The organism is Neobacillus niacini (assembly GCF_023715785.1).
Classification (GTDB): domain Bacteria; phylum Bacillota; class Bacilli; order Bacillales; family Cytobacillaceae; genus Neobacillus; species Neobacillus niacini_E.
The window spans coordinates 50,626-67,128 of record NZ_JAMBOX010000018.1 but is presented as its reverse complement, the minus strand read 5'-3'; the positions used below and the strand labels follow the sequence as shown (position 1 = coordinate 67,128).

General features: G+C 47.3%; 12 protein-coding genes. 11 read left to right on the top strand and 1 reads right to left on the bottom strand.

The window, feature by feature from the left end:
* Positions 1-111: 111 nt before the first annotated feature.
* The 10 genes from pyrR (at position 112) to pyrE (ending at position 11,794) form a co-directional block, all read left to right on the top strand.
* The gene (pyrR, locus tag M3234_RS24105; RefSeq protein ID WP_066318290.1) at positions 112-654 is read left to right on the top strand and encodes a bifunctional pyr operon transcriptional regulator/uracil phosphoribosyltransferase PyrR; all 543 of its coding nucleotides are present in this window, start codon (positions 112-114) and stop codon (positions 652-654) included.
* Positions 655-810: 156 nt separating this feature from the next.
* Positions 811-2,124 carry a solute carrier family 23 protein gene (locus tag M3234_RS24100; RefSeq protein ID WP_262307159.1) on the top strand — a complete coding sequence of 438 codons (1,314 nt, stop codon included), beginning with the start codon at positions 811-813 and terminating at the stop codon, positions 2,122-2,124.
* Positions 2,125-2,285: 161 nt separating this feature from the next.
* Entirely contained in the window at positions 2,286-3,230 is a 945-nt protein-coding gene (locus M3234_RS24095) for an aspartate carbamoyltransferase catalytic subunit (protein WP_262307158.1), read from the top strand.
* Positions 3,190-4,476 carry a dihydroorotase gene (locus M3234_RS24090; RefSeq protein ID WP_262307157.1) on the top strand — a complete coding sequence of 429 codons (1,287 nt, stop codon included), beginning with the start codon at positions 3,190-3,192 and terminating at the stop codon, positions 4,474-4,476. Before M3234_RS24095 ends, M3234_RS24090 begins: the two co-directional genes overlap by 41 nt.
* On the top strand, positions 4,473-5,564 hold the full coding sequence (locus M3234_RS24085) for a carbamoyl phosphate synthase small subunit (RefSeq protein ID WP_262307156.1): 1,092 nt from the start codon (positions 4,473-4,475) through the stop codon (positions 5,562-5,564). The genes M3234_RS24090 and M3234_RS24085 overlap by 4 nt, the downstream gene beginning before the upstream one ends.
* Positions 5,557-8,763 (top strand): carbamoyl-phosphate synthase large subunit, encoded by a 3,207-nt coding sequence (gene carB / locus M3234_RS24080; protein ID WP_262307155.1) that lies wholly within the window; start codon positions 5,557-5,559, stop codon positions 8,761-8,763. Before M3234_RS24085 ends, carB begins: the two co-directional genes overlap by 8 nt.
* Positions 8,760-9,539, top strand: a complete 780-nt coding sequence (locus M3234_RS24075; RefSeq protein WP_262307154.1) for a dihydroorotate dehydrogenase electron transfer subunit — start codon at positions 8,760-8,762, stop codon at positions 9,537-9,539. Before carB ends, M3234_RS24075 begins: the two co-directional genes overlap by 4 nt.
* Complete coding sequence (locus M3234_RS24070) at positions 9,536-10,477, top strand: dihydroorotate dehydrogenase (protein WP_262307153.1); 942 nt, start codon at positions 9,536-9,538, stop codon at positions 10,475-10,477. Before M3234_RS24075 ends, M3234_RS24070 begins: the two co-directional genes overlap by 4 nt.
* On the top strand, positions 10,449-11,165 hold the full coding sequence (gene pyrF, locus M3234_RS24065) for an orotidine-5'-phosphate decarboxylase (protein WP_262307152.1): 717 nt from the start codon (positions 10,449-10,451) through the stop codon (positions 11,163-11,165). Before M3234_RS24070 ends, pyrF begins: the two co-directional genes overlap by 29 nt.
* Complete coding sequence (gene pyrE / locus M3234_RS24060; protein ID WP_262307151.1) at positions 11,162-11,794, top strand: orotate phosphoribosyltransferase; 633 nt, start codon at positions 11,162-11,164, stop codon at positions 11,792-11,794. The genes pyrF and pyrE overlap by 4 nt, the downstream gene beginning before the upstream one ends.
* A gap of 88 nt (positions 11,795-11,882) precedes the next feature.
* On the opposite strand, the gene M3234_RS24055 is transcribed toward pyrE, so the two are convergent.
* The gene (locus tag M3234_RS24055; RefSeq protein WP_262307150.1) at positions 11,883-13,598 is read right to left on the bottom strand and encodes an Rqc2 family fibronectin-binding protein; all 1,716 of its coding nucleotides are present in this window, start codon (positions 13,596-13,598) and stop codon (positions 11,883-11,885) included.
* A gap of 167 nt (positions 13,599-13,765) precedes the next feature.
* Here M3234_RS24055 and M3234_RS24050 point away from each other — a divergent pair, with 167 nt between their 5' ends.
* Complete coding sequence (locus M3234_RS24050) at positions 13,766-16,444, top strand: calcium-translocating P-type ATPase, SERCA-type (protein WP_262307149.1); 2,679 nt, start codon at positions 13,766-13,768, stop codon at positions 16,442-16,444.
* The last annotated feature ends 59 nt before the right edge of the window (positions 16,445-16,503 follow it).

Here is a 16,503-nt window from a genome sequence, read left to right as displayed (position 1 = left end):
GTCCCGTGAGGCTGAGAAGGGTCGGTTAATATTTTTTTTTGGTATCTTTAACTGTACACCTCTCGCCGCCGGCGAGAGGTTTTTATTTTTTAAAAAAAGCGGGTGAAAATAATGAGCCAAAAAGCATTAATTCTTGATGAGCAGGCAATCGGAAGGGCATTGACACGGATTGCGCATCAAATTATCGAAAAGAATAAAGGAATTGAAGAATGTGTTCTTGTCGGAATTCGTACCAGGGGAATTCATGTTGCCAAGCGTCTTGCTTCCAAAATCGAAGGGATCGAAGGTAGTCCGATCCCGGTCGGGGAACTTGATATTACGCTTTACCGGGATGATTTGACGAAAAAAACAGATAACCAGGAACCACTTGTTAAGGGTTCTGACATACCGTTTGATATTAATGAAAAAAAGGTCATTTTGATCGATGATGTCCTTTATACAGGCAGAACTGTGCGAGCCGGGCTTGATGCCTTAATGGACCTTGGGCGTCCCGCAGCGATCCAACTGGCGGTCCTTGTTGACCGTGGCCATCGCGAACTGCCAATTAGAGCCGATTATGTCGGAAAAAACATTCCAACATCAAGCAGTGAGAAAATTGTTGTTGAACTGGCCGAAGTGGATCAGATTGACCAAGTTAGTATTTATGAAAAGTAAATAGCTGCCCTTTTTAAATGCAGTCCCGTGAGGCTGACAAAGGGGAAATCGCCAAACCCAGAGTAGTTTGGCCTTCCATACCTCTTTGTCCCCGCCGGCAAAGAGTTTTTTTTATCCTTTTACTAAAATAAATATTAAAAAGCAGAGGAGATTACCATGAGCAACAAACCAATCCTTGACGTAAAAGACATGCCAAAACCAACGCAATGGCTGACCTTAAGCCTGCAGCACCTATTCGCCATGTTCGGGGCAACCATCCTTGTTCCGTATCTCGTCGGTCTTGACCCGTCCATTGCCCTAATATCCAGCGGCTTGGGAACATTGGCATTCTTATTGATAACAAAATTTCAAGTTCCTGCCTACCTCGGTTCTTCCTTTGCGTTCATCGCACCGGTGATTGCTGCCAAAGCTGCTGGTGGCCCGGGTGCGGCGATGATCGGCACCTTCATGGCCGGCCTCGTATATGGGATTGTCGCGCTAATTATCAGTAAAGCAGGATACCGTTGGATTATGAACCTATTGCCGCCAGTGGTTGTCGGACCAGTTATCATCATAATCGGCTTGTCGATTGCCCCGACTGCTGTGGGTATGGCAATGAATAACGCAGCCGGGGAATATAGTATGCTGCATTTTTCTGCAGCCTTGGTTACCCTCACTGCAACGATCGTATTCTCGATTTATGCAAAAAAAATCTTTAGCATCATACCGATTCTTGCGGGCATTGTTGTCGGATACATTTATGCAGCGATTGTCGGGATTGTCGATTTCAAGCCTGTCCTGGAAGCCGGATGGTTTGAAATGCCAAAATTCATCATCCCGTTTGTGAGCTATAAGGTGGAATTTAGCTGGGATATCTTTTGGCTGATGGTGCCGGTTGCAGTGGTGACGCTGTCAGAACATATCGGGCACCAGCTGATTTTAAGCAAAGTAGTCGGGCGCGACTACATTAAAGAGCCAGGCTTGCACCGTTCAATCTTAGGTGACGGGACGGCAACTCTGATTTCGGCTTTGGTCGGCGGACCGCCAAAGACAACCTATGGCGAAAATATTGGGGTGCTCGCGATTACCCGGGTCTATAGCGTATATGTTCTGGCAGGTGCAGCGGTGTTGGCGATTGTATTCGGGTTTATTGGGAAAATTACGGCTCTGATTCATTCGATTCCGACCCCTGTAATGGGCGGCGTCTCCATCCTGCTGTTTGGAATTATCGCTTCTTCGGGACTGCGGATGCTGGTTGACAGCAAAATTGATTTCGACAATAAACGAAACCTTGTCATAGCGTCAGTCATTCTCATTATCGGGCTCGGCGGAGCGATAGTGAAACTTCCGTTTAAGGATATTGTAATCCAAGGCATGGCGTTGGCAGCGATTATCGGTGTCTTGTTAAACCTGATCCTGCCTGGTAAGCCGATTGTCAGTGACAATATGTTTGAAACCGAAGCGGAGAAAAAAGGACGGCAAACAGCTTAATAAAAAAAGAACAACCTTTTAAATGAAGTCCAGAGAGGCTTATAAGGGTGTGCGAATCGAGGTTTGGCATGAAAATAGGCTGAACTTCCGATTGCTTGCGGTTTTGCACCCTGATCTGGTTGGATCAGGGTATTTTTTTTAGCGAAAAGGTGGGGAAAAGGATGCTAAATCATTTATTAACGACAAATGAGTTAAAAGTGGAAGAGATATATGGAATCCTCGCGGATGCTCAAAGCTTCGCCGAAGGAACAACCTGGCACCCTGAAGGACAAATGTTTGCGGCCAATCTCTTTTTTGAAAATAGCACCAGAACAAAATGCAGTTTTGAAGTGGCCGAGAGAAGATTAGGGTTGGGTGTAATCCCTTTTGAGGTGCAAACCTCAAGTGTGCAAAAGGGTGAAACGCTTTACGATACGGTAAAGACACTTGAAGCCATCGGCGTAAATGCCATAGTGATCCGGCACAGCCAGGATCGTTATTTTGACGAATTAGTTGGTAGAATTAATATTCCACTCATTAATGGAGGAGACGGCTGCGGTCATCATCCGACCCAATCCCTGCTTGACCTCCTAACCATCAAACAAGAATTCGGGCGCTTCTCTGGTTTGAAAATAGCGATCATCGGCGATATCAGACATAGCCGTGTCGCTCGGTCCAATGCCGATGCTCTGACAAGGCTTGGAGCCGATGTCATTTTTTCGGGCCCAGAAGAATGGTTTGACAGCCACAGCCTCCATTCATCCCGCTTTATTCCAATTGACCAGGCCATCCCGCAGGCCGATGTTGTGATGTTGCTTCGCGTCCAGCATGAGCGGCATCAGAAAAAGGGAAGTTTTACAGCCGCGGAATATCATAAAAAGTTCGGTTTGACCTTGGAGAGGGAAAAACAAATGAAACATAACAGCATCATTATGCATCCTGCACCGGTTAACCGGAATGTCGAGATTGCTGACAGCCTGGTAGAATCCCAGCGTTCGAGAATCTTCAAGCAAATGGAAAATGGTGTCTATGTCAGAATGGCTGTCTTAAAAAGATCATTAGAAAGCTTAAATGGAGGGGTAATAAATGAAAATCCTTATTCAGAACGCCAACTATTTAGCGTGTGAGGGACATATCAAACAATCTGATATTTTAATAGAAAATGGCATCATCGTAAAAATCGATAAAAACATTGAAAAGGATGCCGACCGTAAAATTGATGCATCAGGACTATTGGTATCACCAGGTTTTATCGACCTGCACGTCCACCTGCGTGAACCTGGCGGCGAAAAAAAGGAAACCATCGCTACCGGAACCATGGCAGCGGCCAGAGGTGGGTTTACCACTATTGCCAACATGCCAAATACCCGTCCGGTGCCTGACACCAAAAGCAATATGGACGACTTGCAAAAGCGAATTCATGCGACGGCCAAGGTCCGGGTCTTGCCTTATGCCTCTATTACGACCAGACAGTTGGGCCAGGAGTTAACCGATTTCGAAGCTTTAAAGGAAGCGGGCGCATTTGCGTTTACGGATGATGGCGTCGGGGTCCAGTCGGCAGGGATGATGCTTGCGGCGATGAAGCGGGCTGCCAATCTTGATATGGCAATTGTCGCTCATTGTGAGGATAATACCTTGATCAATAAAGGTTGTGTCCACGAGGGGACGTTCTCGAAGCAGCATGGTTTAAACGGGATTCCTTCTGTTTGTGAATCAGTACAAATCGCCCGCGATGTTTTGCTCGCGGAAGCCGCAGGCTGCCATTATCATGTCTGCCACATCAGCACGAAGGAGTCGGTCAGGGTTGTAAGAGATGCAAAACGTGCGGGGATTAAGGTCACGGCTGAAGTATCACCTCATCACCTTTTATTATCCGAGGATGATATCCCGGGACTTGACACGAATTTCAAAATGAACCCGCCGCTGCGTGGTGCAGAGGACCGTGAAGCGTTAATCGCTGGGTTGCTTGATGGAACGATTGATTTTATCGCAACCGACCATGCCCCTCACACCGATTCAGAGAAAAGCGAAGGCATGGTACTGGCTCCGTTTGGCATTGTCGGCCTGGAAACAGCGTTCCCGCTTCTGTATACCCATTTTGTAGTAAATGAAATAATCTCGCTACAACAGTTGATAGAGTATTTGACCAGGAAACCGGCAGCAGCCTTTAACTTGCCATATGGAAACATAGCCGAAGGCGCACCGGCAGATATCGTCTTGTTAGACCTGAATGAGGAACAAGAAATCGATCCAAAGAAATTTTTATCAAAAGGCAAAAATACCCCATTTGCCGGCTGGAGCTGCAAGGGGTGGCCGGTTCTGACAATCGCTCACGGGCAAATAGTATGGGAAAAAGGATGTGTGACAGCATGAAAGCTCAGCTGATACTGGAAGACGGAACGATTTTTATCGGAGAGGGATTCGGAAGCCATAACGATAGTATTGGTGAAGTGGTATTTAATACCGGGATGACCGGCTATCAGGAAATTCTTTCTGATCCATCCTATTGCGGCCAAATCGTCATGCTTACATACCCGTTAATTGGAAACTACGGGATCAACCGGGATGATTTTGAATCCATCACTCCTGCCGTAAAAGGATTCATTGTAAAAGAGGTGTGCGACTATCCGTCCAATTGGAGAAGTGAATTCACTGTTGATGAATATTTTAAGATGAAAAATATCCCGGGAATTGCTGGAATTGATACCCGCAAATTAACGAGAATCATTCGCCAGTACGGAACATTGAAAGGGGCGATTTGCAGTATTGAAACCGATGGTGACGAGGTTCTGCGGAAGTTAAGGCAAACAAGGCTCCCCATCGATCAAGTTCGCAGTGTATCCACTAAAAATTCATACCCAAGCCCCGGCCGCGGGAAGAGAATCGTTGTCGTCGATTTTGGGATGAAGCATGGGATTCTGCGTGAGCTAAATAATCGCGGCTGCGACGTCATCGTAGTTCCTTACCACACAACAGCTGATGAAATCTTGAAACTTCGCCCGGACGGCGTCATGCTAACAAATGGCCCGGGAGACCCGAAGGATGTTCCGGAAGGCATTCAGATGATCAAAGAAATTCTCGGCCGGCTTCCATTATTCGGCATCTGTCTAGGACATCAATTATTTGCCCTTGCCTGCGGCGCCGACACGATGAGGATGAAATTTGGTCACCGCGGCTCAAACCATCCGGTAAAGGACTTAGCCACCGGGAAAATAGCGATAACGTCACAAAACCACGGTTATACCGTTGATGCGATATCAATCAAAAATACGAGACTTGAAGTTACCCATATTGCCATAAATGATGGGACCGTCGAAGGATTGCGGCATTTAGACTATCCCGCCTTTACTGTTCAATACCATCCGGAGGCCTCGCCGGGTCCTGAGGATGCCAATCGTTTATTTGACCAATTTTTAGCGATGATCGAAGCACAAAAACAGGAGGTGCCTACACATGCCTAAACGTACAGATATATACTCCATCCTAGTAATCGGTTCGGGCCCGATCGTCATCGGCCAGGCGGCAGAATTTGACTATGCCGGGACCCAGGCTTGCCTTGCACTGAAAGAAGAAGGGTACCGCGTCATACTCGTTAACTCGAACCCGGCAACGATCATGACCGATACCGAAATTGCCGATGCCGTCTATATTGAACCGCTGACAGTAGAATTTGTCAGCCGCATTATCCGCAAGGAGCGCCCAGATGCTCTTGTTGCCACGCTAGGCGGACAGACAGGCCTGAACCTTGCTGTCGAGCTGTCTAAATCAGGCGTTCTTGACGAATGCGGTGTCGAAATCTTGGGAACAAAGCTATCAGCTATTAACCAGGCAGAAGACCGGGAATTATTCCGCCAATTAATGAACGAACTAGACGAGCCTGTTCCTGAAAGTGAAATTGTCCATGAGTTAGGAGAGGCTGCTGCATTCGTCGATAAAATTGGCTTTCCGGTGATTGTCCGCCCTGCGTTTACCCTGGGAGGGACAGGGGGCGGCATCTGCCACACGATGGAAGAGCTTGAGGAAATCATTACAAGCGGGTTGAAAAACAGCCCTGTTCACCAATGCCTGCTTGAAAAAAGTATCGCCGGCTACAAGGAAATTGAATATGAAGTCATGCGCGACAGTAACGATAATGCGATTGTCGTCTGCAACATGGAAAACATCGACCCGGTCGGTGTGCACACCGGTGATTCCATCGTTGTCGCCCCAAGTCAAACATTGAGTGACCGCGAATACCAGCTTTTGCGGAATGTGTCTTTAAAAATTATCCGTGCCCTCGGCATCGAAGGCGGCTGTAACGTTCAACTTGCATTAGACCCTGATAGCTTTCATTACTATATTATCGAAGTCAACCCACGAGTAAGCCGCTCATCGGCACTGGCTTCCAAAGCAACCGGCTATCCAATTGCCAAGCTGGCCGCCAAAATTGCCGTTGGACTCACGCTTGATGAAATGATGAACCCGGTCACCGGAAAAACCTATGCCAGCTTTGAGCCAGCACTGGATTACATCGTCACAAAAATACCAAGATGGCCGTTTGATAAGTTCGAATCCGGCAACCGTTCGCTTGGCACTCAAATGAAAGCGACCGGTGAAGTGATGGCAATTGGCCGCAATTTTGAAGAATCGTTATTAAAAGCGATTCGGTCTCTGGAAGCAGGCGTTCATCATTTTGAATTGACTGGTGCTGCTGAGATAGACAATGAACTGTTGGAAAAGCGAATCCGCAAAGCGGGCGATGAACGGTTGTTTTATATAGCCGAGGCCCTGAAACGCGGTGTTACGATTGAAGATATTCACGACTGGAGCAAGATTGACCTGTTTTTCCTTAAGAAAATGGAAGGAATTATTGAACTGGAGGCAAGACTCTGGCAACACCCATTTCAATATGAACTTCTCAAGGAAGCAAAGCAAAAAGGGTTTACCGACAAGAAAATTGCCGAGTTGTGGGTGAGCACAGAATACGAGATTTGCAGATATAGAAAGCAGATGGGAATTGTGCCTGTTTATAAGATGGTGGATACTTGCGCAGCCGAGTTTGAATCGGAAACGCCGTATTATTATGGCACTTATGAAGAAGAGAACGAGTCGATTGTCACCGGCCGTGACAGCGTAATTGTCCTTGGTTCCGGTCCCATTCGAATCGGGCAGGGAATTGAGTTTGATTATGCAACCGTCCATTCTGTAACAGCAATCAAAGAGGCAGGCTATGAAGCGATCATTATCAATAATAATCCCGAAACCGTTTCAACAGACTTTAGTATCTCCGACAAGCTATATTTCGAACCTTTGACCATTGAGGATGTTATGCACATTATCGACCTCGAGCAGCCAGTCGGAGTGGTCGTTCAGTTTGGCGGGCAGACAGCGATAAATCTGGCCGCAGGTCTAGCCGCAAACGGCGTAAAAATCCTAGGAACCAGCCTTGAAGATTTGGACCGTGCCGAAAACCGCGACAAATTTGAACATACACTGCAGAAATTAAATATTCCGCAGCCACTTGGGAAAACGGCCTTAACGGTTGAAGAGGCTTTGCTTATTGCCGAAGAAATTGGCTACCCGGTATTGATTCGCCCATCCTACGTACTTGGCGGACGGGCAATGGAAATTGTCTATCACCAGGAAGAATTGCTTAAATATATGGAACATGCGGTAAAAATTAATCCTGAGCAACCGGTTCTTATAGACCGGTATCTTACCGGGAAAGAAATTGAAGTCGATGCGATTTCCGATGGAAGAAACGTTCTAATACCGGGAATTATGGAACATATCGAACGGGCTGGGGTCCATTCAGGCGACTCGATTGCCGTTTACCCGCCGCAAACACTAGAAGCCGAAGTAAAACAAAAGCTTGTAAACTATACGGAGAAATTGGCGGTCGGGCTTAATATCATCGGCCTGCTGAATATTCAATATGTCGTCTGCGGAAAGGAAGTATACGTACTTGAAGTAAATCCGCGGTCAAGCCGTACTGTCCCATTTTTAAGCAAAATAACCAATGTTCCTATGGCAAAAATCGCAACGAAAGCTATCTTGGGCCATTCTCTGCCGGAACAAGGCTATCAAACCGGATTGGTGCCTGAAAAAACAGGCGTATTTGTAAAGGTTCCGGTATTCTCTTTTGCCAAACTCCGGAGTGTTGACATTAGTCTTGGACCGGAAATGAAATCGACAGGCGAGGTGATGGGCAAAGACTTAACGCTTGAAAAGGCGTTATATAAAGGCTTGATAGCTTCGGGAATGAATATTCAAAAGTTTGGTACCGTATTGTTCACTGTCGCCGACAAGGATAAGGCGGAAAGCCTAAGACTGGCCAAACGGTTTGCGGCAAACGGTTATCGGTTAATGGCAACCAGCGGAACCGCAGTGGTGCTGGAAAGTGCAGGACTTCAGGTAAAGGTTGTCGGCAAAATCGGCTCCGAAGGACCGACATTGTTGGATATCATTCATCAGGGCGAGGCCCAGTTGATTATCAATACGTTAACAAAAGGGAAACAGCCAGAGCGGGACGGCTTTAGAATCCGCCGCGAAGCAGTTGAAAACGGTGTCCCGTGTTTAACTTCATTGGACACCGCCAATGCCATTTTGAATATTATCGAATCGATGAATTTTTCTGCAGACCCGATGAAACCGGCGGAAAAGGAGGCTGTTTTTGCATGATTAAAAAAGAGGTATGTAAAATAATCAGCCAAAAAGAAATTGCCTCCGATATTTATGAACTCACTGTAGAAGCAGAATTCGTCAGCGAGATTAAGACACCAGGGCAGTTTGTCCATATCCGGGTGGGAAATGGTTGGGATCTGCTGCTTAGACGGCCTATTAGCATATCATCCTTCGATAAGACCCTGAATCAATTTACAATGATTTACCGCAAGGAAGGCAAAGGCACCTCCTGCCTTGCAGAAATGGTGCCGGGAATGGAGCTGGATATCCTAGGTCCGCTGGGAAATGGTTTTCCGGTAGAAGAAGCTGAAATAGGGGATACCGCCCTCCTTGTTGGCGGCGGTATCGGTGTCCCGCCTCTTTACGAACTTTCTAAACAATTGCGGGCGAAAGGTGTAAAAGTTGTCCATGTCCTGGGGTTTCAAACAGAATCCGCTGTCTTTTATGAACAGGAATTTGGGGAAACCGGAGTAACATATGTGGCAACTGTTGATGGATCTTACGGCACAAAAGGCTTTGTCACGGATGTAATTGATAGCCGGGATTTAAGTTTTGACTGCATTTATAGCTGCGGACCGACACCAATGTTAAGGGCTCTGGAACAGCGCTACGCTGGCAAAAAGATGTTTCTGTCGTTGGAGGAACGGATGGGCTGCGGAATCGGCGCTTGTTTTGCCTGTGTCTGTAAGCAAGCGGACGATCCATCGGGGGTTTCTTATAAAAAAGTTTGCAGCGATGGGCCTGTGTTCCGGGCAGGGGAGGTGCTGATATGAGCATGTTGAATATTGAATTGCCCGGCTTGTCATTGAAAAATCCGATTATGCCGGCCTCTGGCTGCTTCGGATTTGGACGCGAATATAGCCAGTTTTATGATTTAAGCATGCTTGGAGCTATCATGATTAAAGCCACAACGGTGGAACCGCGATTTGGTAACCCAACCCCAAGAGTCGCGGAAACAACAGCGGGGATGCTTAATGCAATCGGCTTGCAAAATCCCGGGCTTGAAAAAGTAATCTCCGAGGAGCTCCCATGGCTAGCGCAATATGATGTACCGATTATCGCCAATGTCGCCGGATCCTTAGAGGAAGACTACGTGACTGTCGCCAAACGAATATCCCAAGCACCTAATGTTCATGCGCTTGAGTTAAACATTTCCTGCCCCAATGTCAAGGAAGGCGGGATGGCGTTTGGAACTATTCCCGAGGTTGCCAGAGTATTGACTCGGAGAGTGAAGGAGGTGTCCGCGGTCCCGGTGTACGTGAAGCTGTCACCGAATGTCACCAATATCGTCGAAATGGCCAAGGCTATTGAGGCTGGTGGAGCAGATGGAATCACAATGATTAATACACTTGTCGGGATGAGGCTTGATTTAAAGACAGGAAAGCCGATCTTGGCTAATCGGACGGGCGGCTTGTCGGGCCCAGCGATTAAGCCGGTGGCACTTCGGATGATTTATGAAGTCAGCCAGGCCGTGGATCTCCCGGTCATCGGGATGGGCGGCATTTCATCTGCGGAGGATGTCATTGAATTTTTTTATGCCGGTGCAAGTGCAGTCGCCGTCGGGACAGCAAATTTCGTGGATCCATTCGTCTGTCCAACGATTATTGAACAATTGCCCGCTTTAATTGCCCAGTTAGGGTTTGATCATATCAGTGAATGTACGGGAAGGAGCTGGAAACAGCATGGACAACTCGCTTATCATCGCGCTTGATTTTCCGGGACTAAGGGAAGTTGAGCAATTTTTACAGCCGTTTTCCGGGAAAAGCCTGTTTGTGAAGGTCGGAATGGAACTATTTTATCAGGAAGGGCCTGAGATTATTCATAGGTTAAAAGAATCAGGGCATCAAATATTCCTGGATTTAAAGCTTCATGATATTCCGAATACAGTTTATGGGGCCATGAAAGGGCTGGCGCGCTTGGAATGTGACCTTGTCAATGTTCATGCAGCCGGCGGTAAAGAGATGATGGCAGCCGCACTTGAAGGGCTCGAGGCAGGTACACCTGCAGGAAGCAACCGTCCGTTATGTATTGCAGTCACACAATTAACAAGTACTTCCGAAGAACAAATGAAGCAAGAGCAGCTAATTCCCGTTTCACTGGAGGAATCGGTGCTGCATTATGCAATGCTGACAAGGGAAGCCGGCTTGGACGGAGTTGTCTGCTCGGCCTGGGAAGCTGCAGCGATTCGTAAGCAGTCCGGTGAATCATTTTTAACAGTCTGTCCGGGAATCAGAATGCCTGTTGATGGAACTGGGGATCAGAAACGTGTCACTACACCAGAGTTTGCCAGAAAGTCTGGCGCCAGCTCAATTGTGGTAGGCAGGTCGATTACGAGGGCCGTAGACCCGATTGCAAGTTACCAACAATGGATGGAAGCATGGAAGGGAGTAGGAGTATGAAACACTTAATTGCTGAAAAACTATTAGAAATGAATGCCGTGGCGTTGAGACCGCAGGAGCCATTTACCTGGACTTCAGGCCTTCGCTCGCCAATATATTGTGATAATCGGTTAACCCTGTCCTATCCGGAAGTGCGCCGCCAGATTGCCAAGGGATTACAGACATTGATTCATGATAACTTTGCTGGAGTCGAGGCCATTGCAGGTACGGCAACCGCCGGAATTCCCCATGCGGCCTGGGTCAGCGAGCTGATGGACCTGCCGATGTGCTATGTCCGATCCAAAGCGAAAGGCCACGGCAAGGGAAATCAAATTGAAGGAAAAGTCGAGCGGGGGCAAAAGGTAGTCGTTGTCGAGGACCTGATTTCCACTGGCGGCAGTGTGATTACCGCGGTTCAAGCTTTAAGAGAAGCAGGCTGCGACGTGCTTGGGGTCGTTTCTATTTTTACATATGGACTGGAAAAGGGGAAAACAGCCTTTGGCGAGGAAAGCATCGTGAGCCATTCATTAACCGATTTTCCGGCGTTAGTCGAGACTGCGATCGAAAAAGGGTATATTAGCCAAGCGGACGAGGAAAGTTTACTAGCTTGGAGTGCCGACCCTTCTGAGTGGAGTAAACGTTTTAAATAAAACCCCGGCGTAATGAACTGCACCTCCAATTGTTAGATTGTGTCTAACAATTGGGGTGCAGTTCACACCCGGGGCTTTCCTCACTATATCAGCCATTTTTCTTCAATTTTAATACAGTATCCTCATCCGGGGTGACGTACACCGTCTGCTGATTGTCATAAATCACAAATCCCGGCTTGGCCCCGTTTGGTTTCTTCACATGGCGCACTTTTGTAAAGTCAACCGGCACCGAACTCGAATTGCGTGCCTTGCTAAAATAGGCCGCCAGCATCGCCGCTTCCAAGATCGTCTCTTCAGCGGGCTCCTTGCTACGGATGACCACGTGCGAACCGGGAATATCCTTCGTATGGAGCCAAATTTCATCGCGGGCGGCCAGCTTATTGGTTAAATAATCATTTTGCTTATTATTTTTTCCAACAATTATCTCCGTACCGTCTGAGGCGATAAAATGATCCAGGACCGGCCGCGCGTTTTGCACCTTTTTGCCATGCCGTTTTTGGCGCTCGCGAATATATCCGCCTTCAACCAGCTCTTCGCGGATTTCCTGAAGATCCTTCGGCGAGGCGGTTTGTACCTGTTGCAGCAGGCTGTCAAAATAGGCCGCCTCTTCTCGTGCCTTTTCGATTTGCTCCATTACAATCGAAACGGAATTTTTCGCCTTCTGGTATTTGGAGAAATATTTTTGTGCGTTATCGGACGGCGTTTTCCTAGGGTCAAGGGGAATGACAATGGTCCCGCCTGCTTCATCGTAATAATCGAGCACTTCGATTTCCTTCATGCCTTTCTTGGCGGCATATAAATTGGCGGTTAATAATTCGCCGTAACGCTGAAATTTCTCCGCCTGCTCTGCGTCCTTAAGCGTAGCTTCCAACTTCTCGATTTTCTTTTCATTTTTTTCTTTTTCATTGGCAATCAGCCGTTCGATGTCGTGCCCCTGCTGCTTGACGCGGTCGCGTTCGGCCTTGCCAAAATAGAAACGGTCCAGCATTTCGCTTAATGTGGCAAAACTACGGACCTCCGCGTTGACATGCTGAAGCGGGTACAGATAAAATACTTCTTTATTTGCAGCAGCCATTATTGCTGGTTTAAGATCGCCGGAAGAAATCTGATTAATCAACGTGATAAAAACAGGCGGCACCGTCGTTCGGTTAGCTATTCCGCTTTGAAAAATCACTTCCTTGGCGAACAGCGGGGAGATTCCGGCAAACTGTTCTACTAGTTGGCGGTCGATACGTCCGGCGTTAAAATCAATTTTTTGCATAACATCCTCGGCCGTCGCTGAAAATGGATTTTGCTTATGCTGCTCCGGCGGGAAAACATATGACTGGCCAGGCAAGATCGCCCGATGGCTGTTGACCGCAAACGAAACATGCTTGATGCTGTCAAGAATGAGATTGCGCGTCTTATCGACAAGCACGATATTGCTGTGCCGCCCCATAATTTCAATAATAAGCTGTTTATACGATACATCACCGATTTCATTTCGGCCTTTGACCTCCAAAATGATCATCCGCTCTGTCTCGACTTGATATAAATCCTCGACAATATGGCCCTCAATATGCTTTCGAAGCAGCATGCAAAACATTGGCGGTTCGCTTGGGTTTTCATAAGCTTCGTTTGTCAGCTGGGCCCTGGCATAACTCGGATGGGCCGACAACAGGAGTTTATGGTTGACCCCGCCTGACCGGATCGTCAGGATAATTTCATTTTTATAGGGCTGATGAACCTTATTGATCCGGCCACCTTTAAGGGCCCGGGAAAGTTCATTGGCCATCGCTTTTGTAAATAAACCATCAAATGACATGGAAAACATCCTTTACTAATACATATGACTTCATTATATCCTACTTTATAATGTTCTGTCGCAAATACCTCCGGAATAATCCATTCCGATAGCATTTTTTTGGACGACCCCGAATAAGCTTTCTTAGAGCATGTCTGAATTCTTAAAGGGGGAAGTGAGATGGTCGGATGAAGTTCCATGAGATGGAGATAAAACAAGTAGAAAAGGCTTTAGAAACCGACTTTTCGGCTGGGTTATCACAAACTGAAGTTAACCAAAGGTTAAAACAACATGGATTAAACGAACTGGAAGAAGGGGAAAAGCAATCGGCCTTACTGTTATTTTTCAGCCAATTTAAAGATTTCATGGTCCTGGTGCTGCTTGCTGCAACTTTAATATCAGGACTGTTGGGTGAATATATTGATGCGATTGCGATTATCGCGATTGTCATTATAAATGGCATTCTCGGTTTCTATCAAGAGCGGCGGGCGGAAAAATCCCTCCAGGCTTTAAAAGAGCTGTCAGCGCCGCAGGTTCATGTGCTTAGGGAAGGAAAATGGGTGAAGATTCCCTCCAAAGAAATTATCATCGGAGATATTTTGAAATTTTCGAGCGGTGACCGAATCGGCGCCGATGTCCGGATTATCGAGTCTAACAGTTTGGAGATAGAGGAATCTGCGTTGACAGGAGAATCCGTTCCTGTTGCAAAAAATATAGACCCGTTGGCTCAAGCCAATCCAGGCATTGGTGATATGGAAAATACCGCGTTTATGGGAACGATGGTTACCCGGGGAAGCGGAATGGGTGTCGTGATTGCAACAGGCATGAAGACGGCAATGGGGCAAATTGCCGGGCTCCTGCAGAGCGCTGAAGCACAGGAAACCCCGTTGCAGCGGCGCCTTGCCCAATTAGGGAAAATTCTAATAACCGTTGCGCTATTGTTAACGGTTCTCGTGGTAGTAGTTGGTGTGATTCAAGGGCACGACATTTATACAATGTTCCTGGCTGGGGTTTCGCTTGCCGTGGCGGCGATACCTGAAGGACTGCCGGCGATTGTTACCGTGGCGCTTTCGCTTGGCGTGCAAAAAATGATCAAGCAAAATGCGATTGTCCGCAAGCTTCCTGCTGTGGAGACGCTCGGTTGTGCCTCGGTAATATGTTCCGACAAAACAGGGACGATGACTCAAAACAAAATGACAGTTACTCATCTCTGGAGTGGCGGGCAAACGTGGACTGTCGATGGTGTCGGTTACCAGCCTCAAGGCGATTTTTACCGAAATGAACAAAAGGTTCAGCCTCGGGAAGAAAAAGCCCTGCAGCAAATGCTCATTTTTGGCATGCTTTGCAATCATTCAGAATTGAACCTGAAAGAGAACCAATACACACTTGATGGTGACCCGACAGAAGGGGCTTTGCTAGTCAGTGCGATGAAGGCCGGATTTAATAGGCCGAAGCTGTTGGAGGAATTCACCATCATCAAGGAATTTCCGTTTGATTCAGCACGAAAAATGATGAGCATCCATGTTAAAGATAAACAGGGTCGGCATTTCATTGTCACCAAAGGCGCCCCGGATGTTATTCTGGGGATCAGCGAATCGATTCTATGGGATGGCCGGACCCAATATTTGAATAAGGAAACACAAATTAAGGTCCAGACTGCAATCGACAATCTAGCTTCACAGGCACTGAGGACAATTGCGATTGCCTTTAAGCCGATTTCGGCCAATACAATTATTTTTAGTGAGCAGGAAGCGGAGAGCAAATTGACCTTTATCGGTGTCCAGGGGATGATTGATCCGCCAAGACCGGAAGTGAAGGCGGCGGTCCAGGAGTGTAAAGAAGCTGGGATTAAAACGGTTATGATCACCGGGGATCATATCATTACCGCTAAAGCCATCGCCGCACAGCTTGGGATTTTAACGAAGAAAAGCAAAGTTCTAGATGGCAAAGCATTGTCGGAAATGTCTGTTTCGGCCCTAGAAGAAGTGGTCGAGGACGTGTCCGTTTTCGCCAGGGTATCGCCCGAGCATAAGCTGAAAATTGTCAATGCCCTGCAAAATCGCGGCCATATTGTCGCAATGACCGGAGACGGCGTCAATGATGCTCCGGCAATAAAAGCGGCCGATATCGGTGTAGCGATGGGGATAACCGGGACGGATGTCGCTAAAGAAGCTTCAGCGCTCGTGCTATTGGATGACAATTTTGCCACCATTAAAGCTGCAATTAAAGAAGGCAGAAATATCTATGAAAATATTCGTAAATTTGTCCGTTATTTGTTGGCATCCAATGTTGGTGAGATCTTGGTGATGTTGTTTGCGATGCTGCTGGGACTGCCGCTGCCGCTCGTTCCGATCCAAATCCTCTGGGTAAACTTGGTGACGGATGGACTGCCAGCAATGGCCCTTGGACTTGATCGTCCGGAAGAAAATGTAATGAAGCGGGGACCAAGGAGTCCGAATGAGGGGGTATTTTCCCGCGGACTTGGCTGGAAGGTGCTTTCCCGGGGGTTCTTAATCGGGCTTGTAACCTTGATGGCCTTTATGATTGTCTATCATAACGACCCGTCACAGCTGGAATATGCTCAAACGGTTGCGTTTGCCACATTGGTCATGGCACAGCTGATTCATGTGTTTGACTGCCGCAGTGAAAAATCAGTGTTATCAAGAAATCCATTCGGCAATCCATACTTGGTTTGGGCAGTAATATCTTCCTTGCTGCTGATGTTTGTCGTGATCTATTACCCGCCGCTGCAGCCGGTATTCCATACGCTGCCGATCGCGGCCAAGGATTGGCTGTTAATTGTCGGGTTATCCGCCATTCCAACTTTTTTGCTGGCCGGCTCATTTTTATTAAGAAAAACGAAATAAAGTGTGTTATAATCCAAAAGGTAATAGAATCCAATCTATTGCCTTTTTGGGTTTTTTCC

Coding starts and splice junctions, on each gene's coding strand:
- pyrR (WP_066318290.1), top strand. CDS start 112: ATGAGCCAAAAAGCATTAATTCTTGATGAGCAGGCAATCGGAAGGGCA.
- M3234_RS24100 (WP_262307159.1), top strand. CDS start 811: ATGAGCAACAAACCAATCCTTGACGTAAAAGACATGCCAAAACCAACG.
- M3234_RS24095 (WP_262307158.1), top strand. CDS start 2,286: ATGCTAAATCATTTATTAACGACAAATGAGTTAAAAGTGGAAGAGATA.
- M3234_RS24090 (WP_262307157.1), top strand. CDS start 3,190: ATGAAAATCCTTATTCAGAACGCCAACTATTTAGCGTGTGAGGGACAT.
- M3234_RS24085 (WP_262307156.1), top strand. CDS start 4,473: ATGAAAGCTCAGCTGATACTGGAAGACGGAACGATTTTTATCGGAGAG.
- carB (WP_262307155.1), top strand. CDS start 5,557: ATGCCTAAACGTACAGATATATACTCCATCCTAGTAATCGGTTCGGGC.
- M3234_RS24075 (WP_262307154.1), top strand. CDS start 8,760: ATGATTAAAAAAGAGGTATGTAAAATAATCAGCCAAAAAGAAATTGCC.
- M3234_RS24070 (WP_262307153.1), top strand. CDS start 9,536: ATGAGCATGTTGAATATTGAATTGCCCGGCTTGTCATTGAAAAATCCG.
- pyrF (WP_262307152.1), top strand. CDS start 10,449: ATGGACAACTCGCTTATCATCGCGCTTGATTTTCCGGGACTAAGGGAA.
- pyrE (WP_262307151.1), top strand. CDS start 11,162: ATGAAACACTTAATTGCTGAAAAACTATTAGAAATGAATGCCGTGGCG.
- M3234_RS24055 (WP_262307150.1), bottom strand. CDS start 13,598: ATGTCATTTGATGGTTTATTTACAAAAGCGATGGCCAATGAACTTTCC.
- M3234_RS24050 (WP_262307149.1), top strand. CDS start 13,766: ATGAAGTTCCATGAGATGGAGATAAAACAAGTAGAAAAGGCTTTAGAA.